This is a genomic window from Sporosarcina sp. SAFN-015, assembly GCF_059415085.1.
In genome coordinates this window covers 114981-132021 of the sequence record NZ_JBPFDR010000003.1, presented here as the reverse complement: position 1 = coordinate 132021, position 17041 = coordinate 114981, and the positions used below count along the sequence as shown (strand labels likewise).

Sequence of the window (17041 nt, the reverse complement as noted above, 5' to 3'; positions counted from 1 at the left end):
TGGCGATGATTTCTATTTATAATCGTATTTGGTTTATATTATCACATAAATCATTTCTATGGATTTTATTATTCGTCAACATAATTGGCACGGTATACGGCTATGATTGGTATATGTGGCAATTGGAGTTGACGGAACCGAAATTTTGGATTTTTGTTCCGGATAGTCCAACGGCAAGTCTGTTTTTCTTACTTGCAATTATTGGTTGGCTAATCGGTCGGAATTTCAAATTGATCGAAGCACTCGCTCTCATCACTCTCGTTAAATATGGATTATGGGCAGTTGTCATGAATTTGCTTACTATGCTAGAACTGGGCGAATTAGATCCTGTCGGTTGGATGCTCATCGGCTCTCATTTTGCAATGGCAGTGCAGGCTATCCTCTATAGCCCATTTTATAAATTTAAGCTTAAGCATATCGCCATAGCGGGAATTTGGACATTACATAATGATGTAATCGATTATGTATTCGGACAGATGCCGATTTATCATGATTTGATGAAACATATGCAACAAATCGGCTATTTCACATTCTGGCTCTCCATCGCATGTATAGCTTTGGCAGTTGCTCTATGGAAAATAAGGAAGAATCGGGAAGTAGCTATAGTATAATAGTAAAAAGTTGCGGTTCAATCGTGCTCATTATAAAATAAGAGTAGACATAAAAGGGAGGGGAAATAGGATTGTCTTTTATCGTTTATTTGGTTATCATCATGCTGCTTCCGTTGTATACCCAATTCAAAGTAAAAAGTACGTATAACAAATACGCACAAATTCGTTCGACATCAGGTATGACAGGTGCACAAGTTGCACGTCTTATCCTCGATCGCAACGGTTTGCAAGACGTAAAAGTCGTTGAAAGCAAAGGGTTTTTGAGTGACCATTATAACCCGTTGACAAAAACGGTCGCATTATCATCTCAAAACTATCATGAAGCTTCAGTTGCTGGTACTGCTGTCGCGGCACACGAGGTCGGACACGCCATTCAAGACGCAGAAGCATATGCATTTTTGCGATTCCGCCATCGATTGGCTCCGGTAGCGAACATCACATCTAACGCTTCATGGATTTTCATTATTATCGGGATACTTGCATCTAGCATGAATTACATGCTCGGAATAGGAATCGCGTTAATGGCAGTAGGTGTTTTATTCCAAGTTGTAACATTGCCTGTAGAGTTTAATGCATCAACGCGTGCAATGAATCAGATTGTTGAGCTAGGCATCATTCGAAATGAAGAAGAACCTCATGCGAAGAAAGTATTGAGCGCTGCCGCAATGACATATGTCGCTGCCACAGCTGTTGCCGTAATGGAACTGCTTCGACTTTTGCTGATTTTTACGAACAGAGATTAAAACGAAAAACCCGACCGCAAATGGTCGGGTTTTTATATGGTCAATGATCTAACGGTTGTTTCTGGTCATCGAGTGTGAAACCTTCCCCTAATACATCATGTACATCTGAAACCGACACAAATGCATGAGGATCAATCGAAGTGACAATATTTTTCAATCGCATCATCTCATTTCTACCGACGACGCAATATAATATTTCACGGTCTGATTTTGTGAAATGGCCATATCCCTTAAAAACAGTAACACCTCTGTCCATTTCCATCGTAATCTTCGAAGCAATCTTGTCTTGAGCTTCTGAAATGATAAAAGCACCTTTAGCGGCGTATGCACCCTCTTGAACGAAGTCGATCACACGAGCACCGACGAACAGTGCGACAAGCGTATACATCATAGACCTATGATCCAAGTAGACTGCCCAAGAAAGCAAAATTACGAACGCGTCAAACATAAACATTGTCTTTCCCATGCTCCAGCCTATGTACTTATGCGCCAAACGTGCGATAATATCTACACCGCCAGTTGTTCCGCCATACCTGAAAATGATGCCGAGCCCAATACCGATGAAAACACCAGCGAAAAGGGCCACAAGGAACATATCGCCTTCCAAATGGATGTTGAACTGGTATTTCATAAAGACTTTCAAGAAGACGGATACAGCGACGGTACCGATAATCGTATAGATGAAAACTTTCCTTCCTAAAAGCTTCCAACCGATGATGAACATCGGAATGTTTAACACTAAGTTCATAATGGCCGGATCCCAGTTGAAGGCAAATAAGAGGATAAGCGTAATACCGGTAAATCCGCCTTCTGCTAGTTCGTGCTGAATATTAAAATGTACAAGGCCAAAACTGAATATCGCCGCTCCGAGGATAATGAAAAAAACATTTTTGAATTTTATTCCGTGAAGCAAATGATAACCACCTTTCTTTCTTACGTCTAGACTCCGGGCGCCAGAGACTCGGGTCATAAGTCAAAGATGCTCTGTGGCAAAGTGCGCCACGCCACATCTTTGCCTTATGCCTGTCGCCTCTGTGCAGGCGCCCTCCGCTTTTGCTATTATCAATGATTACAGATTTTTTGACAATAGTCCTATGAATGAATACGATAACAAATGAAGGAGACGGAAGCAAATTGGAACAAGCAAAAACGATGAAAAACTTGCAAGAAGAAGTTCATACGTACATATCGAGTTTTGAGGAAGGGTATTTCCCTCCGATGGAGATGCTCGCCCGCCTTACAGAAGAGCTTGGTGAACTTTCGAGGGAAGTCCAGCATGTATATGGCGTGAAAAAGAAAAAGGAGAGCGAAGAAATCAAATCGCTAGCAGAGGAGACAGGTGATTTATTGTTTGTTCTCATCTGTTTCGCGAATTCACAAGGAATCAGTCTAGAGGATGCATTAATGAATGTCTTGAATAAATTCAAAGAACGTGACGCAGACCGCTGGACGAAAAAGGAGGAAATTTGATGAAAATAAAAGTAGCCATTGCAGGGGCCCGTGGAAGAATGGGGTCTACAGCGATAGAAGCGATAGAAGCGGCAAATGACGCAGAAGTAGTAGCTGCACTGGATTATAAATATGACGGTTTGCATTTACATAATGGTGCGATAAATGAAGAGAAAAAGGGTATTCCAGTATATACATCGTTTTCAAAGCTTTGCGAAGATCATCAACCGGCAGTGCTGTTGGATGTAACTGATCCGGATGCCGTCTTCAATAATGTGAAAGCAGCTTTGTCACTTGGCGTCCATCCGGTCGTCGGAACTTCCGGTTTGTCGAAGCAGGAGCTGGATTCCATCTTTGAATTGGTGGAGTCAACTCATGTCGGTGGAATCATTGCTCCGAATTTCTCCATTGGAGCCGTTCTCATGATGAAGTTTGCCGCACAAGCAGCCCGCTATTTGGGGGATGTGGAGATTCTCGAAATGCATCATGACCGAAAACTAGATGCACCTTCTGGAACTGCCGTAAAAACCGCAGAAATGATTAAAGAAAATAGACCAGCGCATATTCAAGGGCACCCAGAGGAGCAAGTCCATTTGGAAGGGGCAAGGGGAGCTGATGTGGAAGGGATGAAAATCCATAGTGTTCGGTTGCCAGGTTTGCTAGCCCACCAACAAGTCCTCCTTGGCGGAGAAGGGGAGTTATTGACGATTCGTCATGATTCATTTGACAGGAAAAGCTTTATGCCAGGGATTATGATGGCGATCCGGGAAGTGATCGATCGAAAAGATCTCGTATATGGCTTAGAAAATATAATCGATTAACGTTGTTCGGAAGAGGTGCAGTATATGAAAAAATTGAAAGTCGGTATAATCTGTTATCCCACGCTTGGGGGATCCGGGGTTGTCGCGACAGAGCTTGGATTGAAAATGGCGGAATGGGGACACGAGATGCATTTTATCACCTCAAGTCGTCCTTTCCGAATTCCCGACGGACACCCCAATGTCTACTTTCACGAAGTAAAGATTGACGGTTATGCCGTTTTCAAGTACCCGCCGTACGATATTGCCTTAGCAAATCGGATTGCTCGAGTGATTGAAGAGGAAGAGCTGGATCTATTGCATGTCCATTACGCAGTGCCTCATGCTATCTCAGCAGCTCTCGCAAAGGATATGGCGAATTCAAATATTGGTGTGATCACGACATTGCATGGAACTGATGTAACAATACTTGGCCATGATCCCGGATTGAAAAACACAGTCCGTTATGGAATTGAAAAATCAGATTTGACGACAGCCGTTTCTGAATCACTACGGCAGGATACGCTTTCGTTAATTGAGCCTGATAAAGAAATACTGACAATTTATAATTTTATCGACGAAGAGAAATACAAGCCGGTCGATCCTGGTTCATTAAAGAGTGAACTAGGTATCAAGGAAAATGAAAAGGTTATCATTCATATTTCGAACTTCAGAAGTGTGAAAAGGATTTCGGATATAATTGACAGCTTTAAGCTTATCCATAAGGAAATTGATTCGAAATTAGTATTAGTCGGCGCAGGTCCTGAAAAGATTGAGATGATGGAGAAGGCGAAAAGCGAAGGGCTTGAAAGGGATATCATCTTTACCGGGAAACGCGATGACCTTCCGGAACTTTTGGCAATTAGCGATGTCATGTTCTTATTATCGGAGAAAGAGGCGTTCGGGCTGGTTCTTCTAGAGGGCTTTGCATGCGGCGTACCGGCAATTGCAACTGAAATCGGTGGCATTCCTGAAGTGATTGAGGACGGCAAGAACGGATTCCTCGTTGAACTGGGAGATGTGAAGTCGGCTGCGGAGAAAGCGAAGATGCTTCTTGAAGACCCGATCCTACACAGAGAATTCCGGGAAAATGCATTACGGACAGTGGATGATAAATTTAATTCAACCTCGATCGTTCTTCAATATGAAGAGCTGTACTATAGAGTGGCGGGTTTGAAATGACTTCGCAATTTGGAACAGCATCGAGCCGAAAAGTCATTCGCCAATTGGAGGAAGCAGGTTATGAGGCGGTGTTTGTCGGTGGTTCTGTCCGGGATTATTTACTTGGTAAAGAAGCTTCGGATATCGATATAGCAACGTCTGCCACACCAGAAGAAGTAAAGCATGTGTTCACTCATACGATTGACGTCGGAATCGCCCATGGGACAGTTATGGTTTTGATGGATGGCGAACCGATCGAAGTTACGACGTACCGTACGGAAAGTACATATTCAGACCACAGGAGACCTGACGAAGTGGAGTTTGTCAGATCATTGAAGGATGATTTGCAGCGCAGGGATTTTACGATGAATGCAATCGCGTTGACGCTAACTGGTGAATTAATCGACCCGTTTAGTGGAATGATAGATCTTCAAAATCGCAAAATCCGGGCAGTCGGAAAAGCAGCTGACAGATTCCATGAGGACGCGCTGCGTATGATTCGTGCAATCCGTTTTTCGTCTGTTTTAAATTTTGAAATCGAGGATGAGACGTTGCTGGCCATTCAAGAAAACGCCGCCAGCATAAAGCATATTTCTGTAGAGCGTATCAAAGTTGAAATGGATAAGTTATGGAAAGGTGTCAACCCGGCAAAAGCGCTTGAGACGATAGCGGATACCCGCCTATCTGAGTACTTGCCGCTATTTCCAAACGATGTCCAATGTTTAATCGCTTGTGCCCCTTTTGAAACAGCAAAACAAGGTTGGGCGGCAATGATGCTTGCAGGGGATTTTTCAGTCATGAATCTTGCAAAGGCATATAAGCTTTCTAATCGAGAGAAAGCTTTTCTGTCGGATGTTCTTGCTGCATTTAATAGAAGGCAGTTCAATCAATTCACGATAGATGATTATTACCAATTTCACATCGAAGTGCTGATCACCGCAGAACAAGTATGGCAAACCTTTCATCCGAATGAACATAAAATTTCTATCGAGGATATGATACGAATGCAAGAAAACTTGCCGATTCGTTCAAAGGAAGACTTGCAAATCGATGGGAAAGACTTAATGGCGTGGACAAGCCAAAGAGGCGGCAGATGGCTCGGCGAATGGATGGATAAAATCGAAAATATGGTTTTGCATCGACATTGCCCAAATGATGCTGAAAAGATAAAGGAATGGTTTCTTAATGAATACAAACGTCAAGGATGAATTGCTAAAAAGACTTTTTGAATCTCAAGGAACTCCAATTTCGGGGCAGGAGGTTGCAGATGAATTTGGCCTTTCGCGAACAGCTATTTGGAAATATATAAAAGAATTTGAAGAAGAAGGCTATGAAATCGCTTCGATTAGGAAAAAGGGGTATGTACTCATCTCTTCGCCAGACCGTGTGAACGCCGCAAACATTCACAAGTTTTTACAGACAAAAACTTATGGAAAGGTCATCGATTATTATAATAGCTGCGAGTCGACTCAAAATATTGCACACGATGCTGCACAAGCTGGAGCATCTGATGGGACTCTCGTCGTATCGGAAGAGCAGACAGCCGGCAAGGGGAGACTGTCACGTCCATGGAATTCAGCAGCGAAAAAAGGAATTTGGATGAGTTTGATTGTTCGACCGTCCTTAATCCCTCAACAGGCGCCGCAAATGACACTTGTTGCAGCTGTTGCTGTCGTCCGGGCGATTGAAACTGTCACCGGTGTTGAAGCGATGATCAAGTGGCCAAATGATATTTTAATCAACGGTAAAAAGATGACTGGCATACTAACTGAACTTCAATCAGAACCTGATCGAGTGAAGGCTATCGTTCTTGGAATCGGCATGAATGTCAATCATGACGAAGAAGATTTTCCGATGGAGCTGAAAGAGATAGCTACTTCACTGAAGATAGAAAGTGGAATGGAAATCGATCGTTCGAAGCTTATTGCTGAAATTCTAGGTTTTCTGGAATTGTATACGGGAATGTATGAAAAACACGGATTTGGACCGATTAAGCTGCTTTGGGAAAGTTATTCGAACACAGCAGGCAAACGGATTCGTGCAGTCATGTTACATGAGACGATCGAAGGCACCGCTTTAGGTATTTCAGAGGATGGTCTTTTGGAGCTTCAGCTCGATGACGGGACCGTGAGAGGCATTTATTCGGCTGATATAGTTATTAAAGATTGAACTATACAAAACTTCCTTGATTTGCTATAGTAATGGCGAAGGGCAGTATCAATCGGAATTGCACCTTCAAGGACGTATGATTGACAGTCAAAACCTAATAAGTTCTGCCTTGATCTTGCAAAAGACAGGGACGGAGGAAACCAAAAATCGTAATTACACAATCCTTCTGCCCATTTTTGGCCAGAAGGTTTTTCAATTTTCGGTTTTCTTCATTTTGACAAACAAAAGGGAGAGGATACGGATGAAAAGTAGTACGGATTTTACGAAAATGAAACGCCTGGGGGAGAAAATTGCCATGCTTACTGCGTATGATCATCCAACTGCGCAAATGGCTGAGGAGGCAGGAATTGATATCCTTCTCGTAGGAGATTCGCTCGGAATGGTCGTATTAGGTTATGACTCGACAGCATCTGTTACGGTCGAAGACATGATACATCATGGAAAAGCGGTAAGACGTGGTGCAAAGGAGACATTCGTCGTCGTCGACATGCCTTTCGCTTCGTATCACGGTTCTGTTGATAGGACGTTGGAAGCTGCTGTCCGCATCTTTCAGGAGACTGATGCGAACGCATTGAAACTGGAAGGCGGAGGAAAGGTGATCGACACTATACGCCTGCTGACCGAAACAGGGATTCCAGTCGTCGCCCATCTAGGATTGCTTCCTCAGTCGGCTGCTGTCGTTGGGGGATATAAAGTGCAAGGGAAGACAGCCGAAGCTGCGGAACAACTTATTAAGGATGCAATCGCTTGTGAAGCAGCGGGCGCATGCATGATCGTTCTGGAATGTATTCCGTATCAGTTGTCGGAACAAGTTTCGAAAGCCGTCTCCATCCCTACGATCGGGATAGGGGCAGGAGCAGAGACAGACGGTCAAGTGCTCGTTTTCCATGATACAGTCAAATACGGAAACCACCACATCCCTAAATTTGTAGAAGCGTACGCCAATATTGGAGAGGATATCCGGAATGGTTTGCAGAAGTATGCCTCAGCCGTCAAGTCAGGTGAATTTCCAACTGAAGCACACCGTTTTGCAATGAAGGAAGATGAATTGGTCGCATTATACGGAGGAATGACTGATGTACGTTGAAAGTAACGACATCCAAGTAATTGAAACAATCGAAGAACTCCAAAAGAAACTGAACCGAAATGAAAGAAACCATAAAACTGTCGGTTTCGTCCCTACTATGGGATTTTTGCATGAAGGACATCTATCTCTCGCCAAACATGCAAGGGAGCAAAACGACATCGTCGTCATGAGTATTTTTGTTAATCCGGCACAGTTCGGACCAGGCGAGGACTTTGAATCCTATCCACGTGATCGTGAGAGGGATATCCGTCTTGCGAGAGAAGCTGGCGTCGATATTGTATTCATTCCCACAGTGGAAGAAATGTATCCTATGGATGGCGGCATTCGCATATTGCCGGGAATGCAGGCGAGTGAACTTTGCGGTGCTGCAAGGCCAGGACATTTCGATGGGGTGCTCAAAGTGGTATTGAAGCTTTTCAATATCGTTGATCCGGATCGCTCCTATTTTGGCATGAAAGATGCTCAGCAACTAGCCATTATTGAAACATTTGTCCGTGACTTCAATTTACGGACAGCTATCGTGAGGGTTCCGATTGTAAGAGAAGATGACGGCTTGGCAAAAAGCTCTCGCAATGTGAATTTAACAACGGCAGAGCGTACAGAAGCTCCTATCATTTATCGAGCATTGCAAATTGGAGCGCAGATGTTTGCTGAGGGAGCCGACCCGAATGCTATTGAACAGGAAGTATCGGATTGGATTGTCTGCAATAGCTCCGGGAAAATTGATTATGTCAGGTTACTTGCATATCCTCAATTGGTACCAGTTTTAGAAGGTACACAGGAAGTTATTTTAGCATGTGCAGTAAAATTCTCGACAACGAGGTTAATAGATAATATTATTATGTCAACAAAGGATGGTACTTATGTTCCGTATGATGATGAACAGTAAACTGCACCGCGCCACGGTGACGGAAGCGAATCTGAATTATGTAGGAAGCGTAACGATCGATAGCGATTTACTGGATGCTGCGGGAATGCTTCCGAATGAAAAAGTCCATATCGTCAATAACAACAACGGAGCGCGTTTTGAAACGTATATCATTGCAGGCGAACGCGGCAGTGGAGTCGTTTGCGTCAATGGCGCTGCAGCGAGGCTCGTTCAACAAGGTGATATTGTTATTATCATTTCTTATGCTTATGTTTCAGAAGATGAAGCTAGTACACATACACCGACAGTGCTCCTTATGGATGACAATAATCGGATTAAAGAAGTAATCACGGAAGCGCCTGGTGTTATTGCTTAATTGAATACAACGCTGATGGAGGAGGGAATTTCCTTCATCAGCATTTTTTTTTGCTAAGAACACCTAATCGAGCAAACGAGCGCCGGAATATGATACAATCTGCTGTAGTATTCAATACAGGAAGTTGATGATTGAATGGATAATAGTACATATGCAGTCGTTGACTTGGAAACGACTGGACATTCTCCTGCAAAGGGAGATCGGATTATACAAATCGCGATTGTTTTCATTGAAAACGGGACAATCACGAAAACGTATGCCCGATTTGTCAATCCAGAACGTGAAATACCCGCGTTCATCCAACAATTGACCGCAATTACGGATGAAGAAGTTCGGACTGCTCCGACATTTGAAAAAATTGCGCAAGAAGTTTCCGACATGCTCCAAGGAACGGTATTTGTAGCGCATAATACAGATTTCGACCTATCGTTTTTGCAAAGTGAATTTAAGCGTTGCAAAGTATCTGGATGGTCCGGTAAGAAAATCGATACTGTCGAGTTATCCAAAATTCTTTTCCCGTCCTCCTCTAGCTATCGTCTTCAAGACTTGGCAGAGGACCTCGATATTGAGCTGCCAACTGCTCATAGAGCGGATGATGATGCGGAAGCGACAGCAAATTTGCTGCTGACAGCATTATCCAAACTTCGGACATTGCCTGAAGAAACGTTGAACTTGTTGCATAGACGTTCATTCTCATTACGTTCGGATATTTCAACACTCATCTATGAAGCGTTGAGGCACGTCCGAACATCCGCAAACGGTCGTAAGCTTCCTTTATTTAGAGGAATTCCATACCGTAAAGTGGAAAATATTGGAGGGGCGATCGCAGCCCGGTCCTCGTACCCGTTGAATGAAAAGGAAAAAATCGATCTTTTAAAGAAAGGTTATCCTTCTTTCGAATATCGAAAGTCCCAACTGTCTTTCATGGATGCAATATGGGAAACGCTGAATTCACATGCTGAAGTTATAGCTGAAGTCCCGACTGGGGTAGGAAAGACAGTCGGCTATTTGCTGCCTGCAACTATTCATTCGTTTCAAACAGGGAAACCAGTAGTCATTAGTACGTTCACAAATCACCTTGTCGATAAGATTTTAGAAGACGAAGTGGAGCGAGTTCGTACAATGCTTGGCATTGATTGCACCGCTACAGTTCTAAAAGGCAGAGAGCAGTATTTATCGCTCGGCAAGTTCGAGGAGTTATTGAGAATTACAGACGAATCGTATGATGAGACGTTTACCATCATGCAAATCCTTGTTTGGCTGACAGATACGGAAACAGGTGATTTGAATGAATTGAATGTTTCTGGCGGTGGACAATTATTTGTTGATAGAATCCGCAAGCGGAATAATCGGCTGAAGGACGATGAGAAAGCGGCAGATTACCACCAGCGGATGATAGACGCTTGTCGGCATTCGAATCTCATCATTACGAATCACTCGATGCTATTGTCGGATTCCAACCGAGAACAAAAGATATTTCATAACTTTTCGGGCTTGATCATCGATGAAGCCCATCAATTCATTCATACAGCAGCGAATTCCAATGAGACAGTGTTGTCCTATATGAATTGGAAGTATGTCATGGGTCAGCTAGGCTCTGATGCAGATGGCCAGCTTCTTCATCATTTGATGAACCTTCATCGAAAATATAGTAACTTTGGAAATCAACTATTTGGGAAGCTCTCAGCCTCTTATGAGAAATTCTCCAATATATTTGATGAAGTTGCTTCGCTAATGTCATCCCATAAGCCGCAATCTGGCGGTGGCCAGCAAGGAAATCGAGTGGTTTTCAGTCTTGAAGAAATAGCCGGAAATAAACCGGTCTTTTCACAAATGGCTGACAAAATGAATGAATATATACAGAATGTGCAAACGATTAGTTTACGATTGGAATCATACAGAGAAAAAATGTCGATGAAAGAACAGGCGTTTTTATCCGAATGGAATTATTGGTTACGAGAATTGAAAATCAAAGCCGGCGAATGGGTTGAAATATTTTTGGATGATGAAACAGATAATTTCACTGTTTGGATTGAAAAAGATAAAAGAAGCTTGCCAGGAAGCTTGAATGTAGTGAAAAGTCCTGTAGATGGCTCTGCAATTACGAAGGAATTCATTACTAGCTTAAAAAATGAAAACATTGGAGTCGTTTGGACGTCTGCTACGATGACGATCAATCAAGATGAGCGATTTGTTCCAAGGCAGCTAGGCATTGAGGATCACGTGCCTGTTTTGACATTTGATGCTCCAGCTCATTTCTATGACAACGCTGGGATATTTATCGTTGAAGATATGCCTTCAATCCAGCATGTTTCACAGAGCGACTATATCGAGGCTGTAGCGGATGCTGTCGTCCAAACTGTAATCGCGACTGGCGGAAGGCTCTTCGTTTTATTTACTTCTCAAGATATGTTGCGCAAAACATATGAATTGATTTTAGAAAGTGAATTATTGAATGATTATGCTCTAATCGCACAAGGCGTCAGTTCGGGCAGCCGTATGAAACTTTTAAAGTCATTCCGCCAGTTCGGTAAATCGATCTTGTTTGGAACGAACAGTTTTTGGGAAGGCGTTGATGTCCCTGGAGAAGCATTATCCGCTGTCATTATTGTCAGACTGCCATTTTCATCGCCGGATGAAGTTGTTTTCAAAGCGAGGGCAGCAAAGCTTGCAGCGAACGGTTCGAACCCATTTACTGATTTATCTCTACCAGAAGCAATTTTAAGGTTCCGCCAAGGGTTCGGTCGATTAATACGGTCATCTGGAGATAGGGGCTTTTTCATCATTTTGGATAGGCGAATTGAAACAAAATCATACGGAAAGCGTTTTTTAGCTGCACTGCCTTCCGTTCCTATTCAGAAAGTGTCATTAGAACATATGGTGAATGAGCTCGAAGATTGTTATAATAAATAGGAATCCAGTAGATAACGGGATGCGGTTGCATTCTAATGGCAGTTTTGTGTATAGGAAGTGAGACGAATGATGAATTGGGTCAAATTCATCGCAGCTTTCCTTTTGGCATTATCACTTGTCATCATTGTCATCGTTTTTTATAATGCCAACAAACCTTTTTCGACCGCCCAACAAGATGCGGAAACGGCTGCTTTGAAAACTGGCGCTTTGCAATCTGTTGAGCACTCCGAAATTTACAATGGTACCGTATCGATGGTAACGGTGTTTGGCAAAGATGATGAAGGCAATGAGAAAGCGGTATTCATTGAAGGGAAAACAGGGGAAATCATCGATGAAGTGGCGATGAAAGACGGAATTGAAGCAGATGCAGCGATCAAAACAGTCAAAGCAGAACTGCAAGTGGAGAAAATCCTTCATGTGACACTCGGCTTGGAAGAAGGCCATCCTGTATGGGAAGTCGCATTTAAAGGTGACAATGGCAAGTTGAATTATGTGTATGTCTTTTTTGAGAACGGTGAATGGTGGAAGCGGATTTTAAATCTATAAATGCATTCATTCAAGAGATGAAGGGACAAAAGGGAGCGATTCTGTTGACAAAGAAATTAGCGGCTAGAGTGAATACATTATCACCATCAACAACCCTTGCCATTACGGCGAAAGCGAAAGAGATGAAAGAGTCGGGTATCGACGTTATCGGGTTAGGTGCAGGCGAGCCTGATTACAATACGCCGGAAAACATTTTGGAAGCAGCTTATCAATCGATGAAAGAAGGCAAGACAAAATATACGCCTTCTGGGGGGCTTCCTGCATTGAAGGATGCCGTCATTGCCAAATTGAAGGCGGATCAGCAGTTAGATTATTCAAGGCAGGAAATTATGATCGGTATTGGCGCGAAGCATGTTTTATACACACTCTTCCAAGTCATACTGGACCCTAGCGATGAAGTGATCATTCCTACTCCATATTGGGTAAGCTATCCTGAGCAAGTGAAGCTGGCTGAAGGTGTTCCTGTATTTGTCGAAGGCACTTCCGATGCCCAGTTCAAAGTGACGGCTGAACAAATCAGTGGCGCAATCACGTCTAAAACAAAAGCTGTCATTATCAATTCTCCAGGAAATCCTACTGGTATGATCTATTCTCGTGAAGAACTTCAACAAATAGCAGAAGTTTGTCGAGAAAAGGACATTTGGATCATTTCGGATGAAATCTATGAAAAATTGATTTATGGTGGAGAGAAGCATGTTTCGATCGCCCAGCTTTCGGAAGATGCGAAAAATCGGACGTTCATCATTAATGGCGTATCCAAATCACATTCAATGACTGGTTGGAGAATCGGTTATATCGCGGGCGATGCACAAGTCGTCAGCGCTATGACGAATTTGGCAAGCCATTCGACATCCAATCCGACAACTACGTCACAATATGCTGCGATTGAAGCGTATAACGGCCCTCAAGATGCAGTGGAAACGATGAGGAAAGATTTCGAGTCGAGATTAGAGCGTATTTATCCCCAGCTTGCAGCAATACCGGGTTTTACAGTCGTCAAACCTCAAGGTGCATTCTATTTGCTGCCGGAAGTTTCGGAAGCGATAAAGAAAACCGGTTTTACTAATGTGGACGATTTTGCATCCGCATTATTAACTGAAGCAAAAGTGGCAGTCATCCCAGGGTCCGGATTTGGTTCACCTGAAACGATCCGATTGTCCTATGCAACATCGATCGACCTGCTTGAAGAAGCGGTAAAACGTATCCGCTCATACGTAGAAGCTAACTGGAAAGAATAATAGTCATACACTCACGGAGGTACTTATGAAAACAATTATGATTCACGAAATGCCCGATCACGTTGGTGAAACTGTCCGGATCGGAGCATGGTTATCGAATAAAAGATCAAGCGGCAAAATCGCTTTCCTTCAACTTCGCGACGGTTCTGGATTTGTCCAAGGTGTTGTCGTCAAGGAAGTTGTCGGGGAGGAAGTTTTCGCTAAAGCGAAATCTCTGCATCAGGAATCTTCCCTTTATGTGACAGCAGAAGTGACGGAAGATGAACGTTCTTCATTCGGAGTCGAACTGCAAGTAAAAGATATCGAAATCATTCACGAAGCAATCGATTATCCAATTACGCCGAAGGAACACGGAACAGAGTTTTTGATGGATAACCGTCATTTATGGCTACGGTCTCGTAAACAGCATGCCATCATGAAAATTCGGAACGAAATCATCCGCTCTACATTTGAATTTTTCCATATGAACGGTTTTGTGAAAATAGATCCTCCGATATTGACAGGTTCTTCACCTGAAGGGACTACAGAACTATTCCATACAAAATACTTTGATGAAGATGCTTATTTATCACAATCAGGACAGCTCTATCTTGAAGCTGCAGCGATGGCTCTCGGAAAAGTATTTTCATTTGGACCGACATTCCGTGCAGAGAAATCGAAAACACGCCGTCATTTGATTGAATTCTGGATGATTGAACCTGAAATGGCATTCGTGCAACATGAAGAAAGCTTGGAAATTCAAGAGCAATATGTTTCGCATATCGTCCAATCCGTATTGCAAAACTGCCCATTGGAACTCGAGCGACTTGGTCGGGATGTTTCGAAACTTGAAAAGATCCAAGCTCCATTCCCTCGTATTTCTTATGATGATGCAATTAAGTTCCTTCAAGAAAAGGGCTTTGACGACATTCAATGGGGCGATGATTTCGGTGCTCCGCATGAAACTGCGATTGCCGAAAACTTTGATATGCCTGTCTTCATTACAAATTATCCTAAGGATATTAAATCGTTCTATATGCAACCGCACCCAGATCGCGATGATGTAGTTCTTTGCGCAGATTTGATTGCTCCGGAAGGCTATGGGGAAATCATCGGCGGCTCAGAACGTATTTATGACTATGATTTAATGAAGCAACGCATCAAAGAGCATAATTTGGATGAGTCTGCTTATGAATGGTATTTAGAATTAAGTAAATACGGCGCTGTTCCACATTCCGGCTTCGGACTTGGGTTGGAACGGACGGTAGCGTGGATTTCCGGAGTCGAGCACGTTCGGGAAACAATTCCGTTCCCACGTTTGTTGAATCGTCTATATCCGTAATAGAAGTAAGAAATAAATAGTGAGGTGTTCGCCATGCAAGATGAAGAACGGCTCCGTATTTGGATTGAGCAGGGAAATGTAACTATTTCCCAGCTCTTTTTTCAGCACTATAAAGCGTTGGATATAAAAGATGTCGATGCCGTTCTCTTGTTGCATATGTATGCATATCAAGCAGAGGGTTCACAATTTCCTACGCCATCTGATCTTGCAGCACGTATGCATTTAACCGAAAATGAAGTGTCCGCCATCCTTCAACGCTTCATGCAGCGTGGATTATTGGAAATCAAGCAAGGTCAGGACGAAAACGGAGTACTTTACGAACAGTTCTCGATGCAGCCATTATGGAACAGATTAGTAAGTATTGTACTAGCTGAAAAGAACGTAAAGGAAGAACAGAAAGACAAGGAAGAAGAAGGCGAAATCTTTACGTTGTTCGAGCAGGAGTTCGGAAGACTTTTATCACCAATGGAATGCGAAACGATTACAATGTGGCTGGATGAAGATGGACATGCCGTCCAGATTATCAGGGCAGCATTGAAAGAGGCGGTTCTTGCCCAAAAGCTCAGTTTGCGCTATATTGACCGGATATTGTTCGAATGGAAAAAGAAAAGAGTAAGAACGTTGAATGACGTGGAAAAGCAATCTAGGTCGTTCAGGACATCAATGATACGTCCAGTTCAAAATCAGGAAGCCGCTGTAAAAAAGGTTCCTTTTTATAATTGGCTGGAAGAACGGGAATAGGTGATTGTCTATGTTGACGAAGAAACAATGGGAAGTCTGTCTAGAAGAATTCGGGAAGATGTTTCCCGACGCTCATTGTGAGCTGGTGCACGAAAACGCTTTTGAGCTGCTCGTCGCCACATTACTCTCCGCTCAATGTACAGACGTGCTCGTAAACCGGGTAACAGCGGATTTATTCAAAAAATATAAAACGCCTGAAGATTACTTGGCCGTTGATATTGAAGAGCTCCAAAACGACATTCGTTCCATTGGCCTGTATCGGAATAAAGCGAAAAATATTCAAGCGTTGAGCGCTCTTTTGATCGAAGAATTTGATGGAGTAGTGCCAGCGGATAGAGATTTACTAACGACGTTTCCAGGTGTCGGCAGGAAAACAGCCAATGTTGTCGTTTCGAACGCTTTCGGCATTCCGGCAATGGCAGTTGACACTCATGTTGAGCGGGTTGCCAAGCGCCTCGGTATGAATCGTTGGAAAGATACACCTCTCATGGTGGAAGAAAAAATCATGCGCTGGACCCCTATGGAAAAATGGACGGACACGCACCATCAAATCATTTTTTTTGGAAGATATCATTGCAAAGCCCAAAATCCGAATTGCAGTGAATGTCCACTCCTTCCTTTATGCAGGGAAGGGAAGAAAAGGATGAAAGGCATTGCATAATTCCGAAATGGATAAGAAGGAGTTGCTTTATTCCTTCTGGAACAATTGGTTGGACATGAAAGCAAGTATCGAGGATGCATATAAGCAAAAGGATCCTAAAGCTGCCCACATGATGGAAATAGCCATTGACAATTACTTGGAAATGGTTGAGTCGTTTTTATTTGTCGAACCTTTTGTTACAGACGGTAAAAAATCGTCAATTGAACCACTGAATGGGGAAGAGCGTCTAGCATTCATACGAAGTAAGATATCTGGGTATTATGCATACATTCAGTTGGATGCATTATATATCGAGGCGATGAAAAAAGCAGTGAGTCAAATAGCGAAGAATAAATAAAGTCGGAAGGGAGTTAATCCCTT

18 protein-coding genes are annotated in these 17041 nt (G+C 43.0%); 17 read left to right on the top strand and 1 reads right to left on the bottom strand.

The window, feature by feature from the left end:
• Positions 1-5: 5 nt before the first annotated feature.
• A complete protein-coding gene (lhaT, locus tag ACR65H_RS06410; RefSeq protein ID WP_440499332.1) occupies positions 6-611 on the top strand; it encodes a lipoprotein heptaprenylglyceryl N-acetyltransferase LhaT in 606 nt (201 codons plus the stop codon).
• 65 nt (positions 612-676) lie between these two features.
• A complete protein-coding gene (locus tag ACR65H_RS06405) occupies positions 677-1354 on the top strand; it encodes a zinc metallopeptidase (protein WP_440499649.1) in 678 nt (225 codons plus the stop codon).
• A 40-nt stretch (positions 1355-1394) separates the two neighbouring features.
• On the opposite strand, the gene ACR65H_RS06400 is transcribed toward ACR65H_RS06405, so the two are convergent.
• Complete coding sequence (locus ACR65H_RS06400; protein WP_440499331.1) at positions 1395-2267, bottom strand: YitT family protein; 873 nt, start codon at positions 2265-2267, stop codon at positions 1395-1397.
• Between the two features lie 185 nt (positions 2268-2452).
• Between ACR65H_RS06400 and ACR65H_RS06395 the strand changes: the two genes are divergently transcribed.
• From ACR65H_RS06395 to ACR65H_RS06325, 15 genes are all read left to right on the top strand, one after another.
• Positions 2453-2824 (top strand): nucleotide pyrophosphohydrolase, encoded by a 372-nt coding sequence (locus ACR65H_RS06395; protein WP_440499330.1) that lies wholly within the window; start codon positions 2453-2455, stop codon positions 2822-2824.
• Positions 2824-3624, top strand: coding sequence for a 4-hydroxy-tetrahydrodipicolinate reductase (dapB, locus tag ACR65H_RS06390; protein WP_440499329.1), 801 nt, complete (start codon positions 2824-2826; stop codon positions 3622-3624). The genes ACR65H_RS06395 and dapB overlap by 1 nt, the downstream gene beginning before the upstream one ends.
• 24 nt (positions 3625-3648) lie before the next feature.
• Positions 3649-4782, top strand: coding sequence for an N-acetyl-alpha-D-glucosaminyl L-malate synthase BshA (gene bshA, locus ACR65H_RS06385; protein WP_440499328.1), 1134 nt, complete (start codon positions 3649-3651; stop codon positions 4780-4782).
• The gene (locus tag ACR65H_RS06380) at positions 4779-5969 is read left to right on the top strand and encodes a CCA tRNA nucleotidyltransferase (protein ID WP_440499327.1); all 1191 of its coding nucleotides are present in this window, start codon (positions 4779-4781) and stop codon (positions 5967-5969) included. Before bshA ends, ACR65H_RS06380 begins: the two co-directional genes overlap by 4 nt.
• On the top strand, positions 5947-6930 hold the full coding sequence (locus ACR65H_RS06375) for a biotin--[acetyl-CoA-carboxylase] ligase (RefSeq protein WP_440499326.1): 984 nt from the start codon (positions 5947-5949) through the stop codon (positions 6928-6930). The genes ACR65H_RS06380 and ACR65H_RS06375 overlap by 23 nt, the downstream gene beginning before the upstream one ends.
• Positions 6931-7171: 241 nt before the next feature.
• Positions 7172-8017, top strand: coding sequence for a 3-methyl-2-oxobutanoate hydroxymethyltransferase (gene panB / locus ACR65H_RS06370; RefSeq protein ID WP_440499325.1), 846 nt, complete (start codon positions 7172-7174; stop codon positions 8015-8017).
• On the top strand, positions 8007-8906 hold the full coding sequence (gene panC, locus ACR65H_RS06365) for a pantoate--beta-alanine ligase (RefSeq protein ID WP_440499324.1): 900 nt from the start codon (positions 8007-8009) through the stop codon (positions 8904-8906). Before panB ends, panC begins: the two co-directional genes overlap by 11 nt.
• Positions 8881-9261: an aspartate 1-decarboxylase gene (gene panD / locus ACR65H_RS06360; protein ID WP_440499323.1), complete on the top strand. Its 381-nt coding sequence runs from the start codon at positions 8881-8883 to the stop codon at positions 9259-9261. Before panC ends, panD begins: the two co-directional genes overlap by 26 nt.
• Before the next feature lie 135 nt (positions 9262-9396).
• Positions 9397-12174 carry an ATP-dependent DNA helicase DinG gene (gene dinG, locus ACR65H_RS06355; RefSeq protein WP_440499322.1) on the top strand — a complete coding sequence of 926 codons (2778 nt, stop codon included), beginning with the start codon at positions 9397-9399 and terminating at the stop codon, positions 12172-12174.
• 66 nt (positions 12175-12240) lie between these two features.
• Positions 12241-12720, top strand: coding sequence for a cell wall elongation regulator TseB-like domain-containing protein (locus ACR65H_RS06350; RefSeq protein WP_440499321.1), 480 nt, complete (start codon positions 12241-12243; stop codon positions 12718-12720).
• Between the two features lie 44 nt (positions 12721-12764).
• Positions 12765-13958, top strand: a complete 1194-nt coding sequence (locus ACR65H_RS06345; RefSeq protein ID WP_440499320.1) for a pyridoxal phosphate-dependent aminotransferase — start codon at positions 12765-12767, stop codon at positions 13956-13958.
• A gap of 25 nt (positions 13959-13983) precedes the next feature.
• Positions 13984-15279 (top strand): asparagine--tRNA ligase, encoded by a 1296-nt coding sequence (gene asnS, locus ACR65H_RS06340; protein WP_440499319.1) that lies wholly within the window; start codon positions 13984-13986, stop codon positions 15277-15279.
• 33 nt (positions 15280-15312) lie between these two features.
• On the top strand, positions 15313-16020 hold the full coding sequence (locus ACR65H_RS06335) for a DnaD domain protein (protein ID WP_440499318.1): 708 nt from the start codon (positions 15313-15315) through the stop codon (positions 16018-16020).
• A 10-nt stretch (positions 16021-16030) separates the two neighbouring features.
• Positions 16031-16681, top strand: a complete 651-nt coding sequence (nth, locus tag ACR65H_RS06330) for an endonuclease III (protein ID WP_440499317.1) — start codon at positions 16031-16033, stop codon at positions 16679-16681.
• On the top strand, positions 16674-17018 hold the full coding sequence (locus ACR65H_RS06325; RefSeq protein ID WP_440499316.1) for a YpoC family protein: 345 nt from the start codon (positions 16674-16676) through the stop codon (positions 17016-17018). The genes nth and ACR65H_RS06325 overlap by 8 nt, the downstream gene beginning before the upstream one ends.
• Positions 17019-17041: the final 23 nt, after the last annotated feature.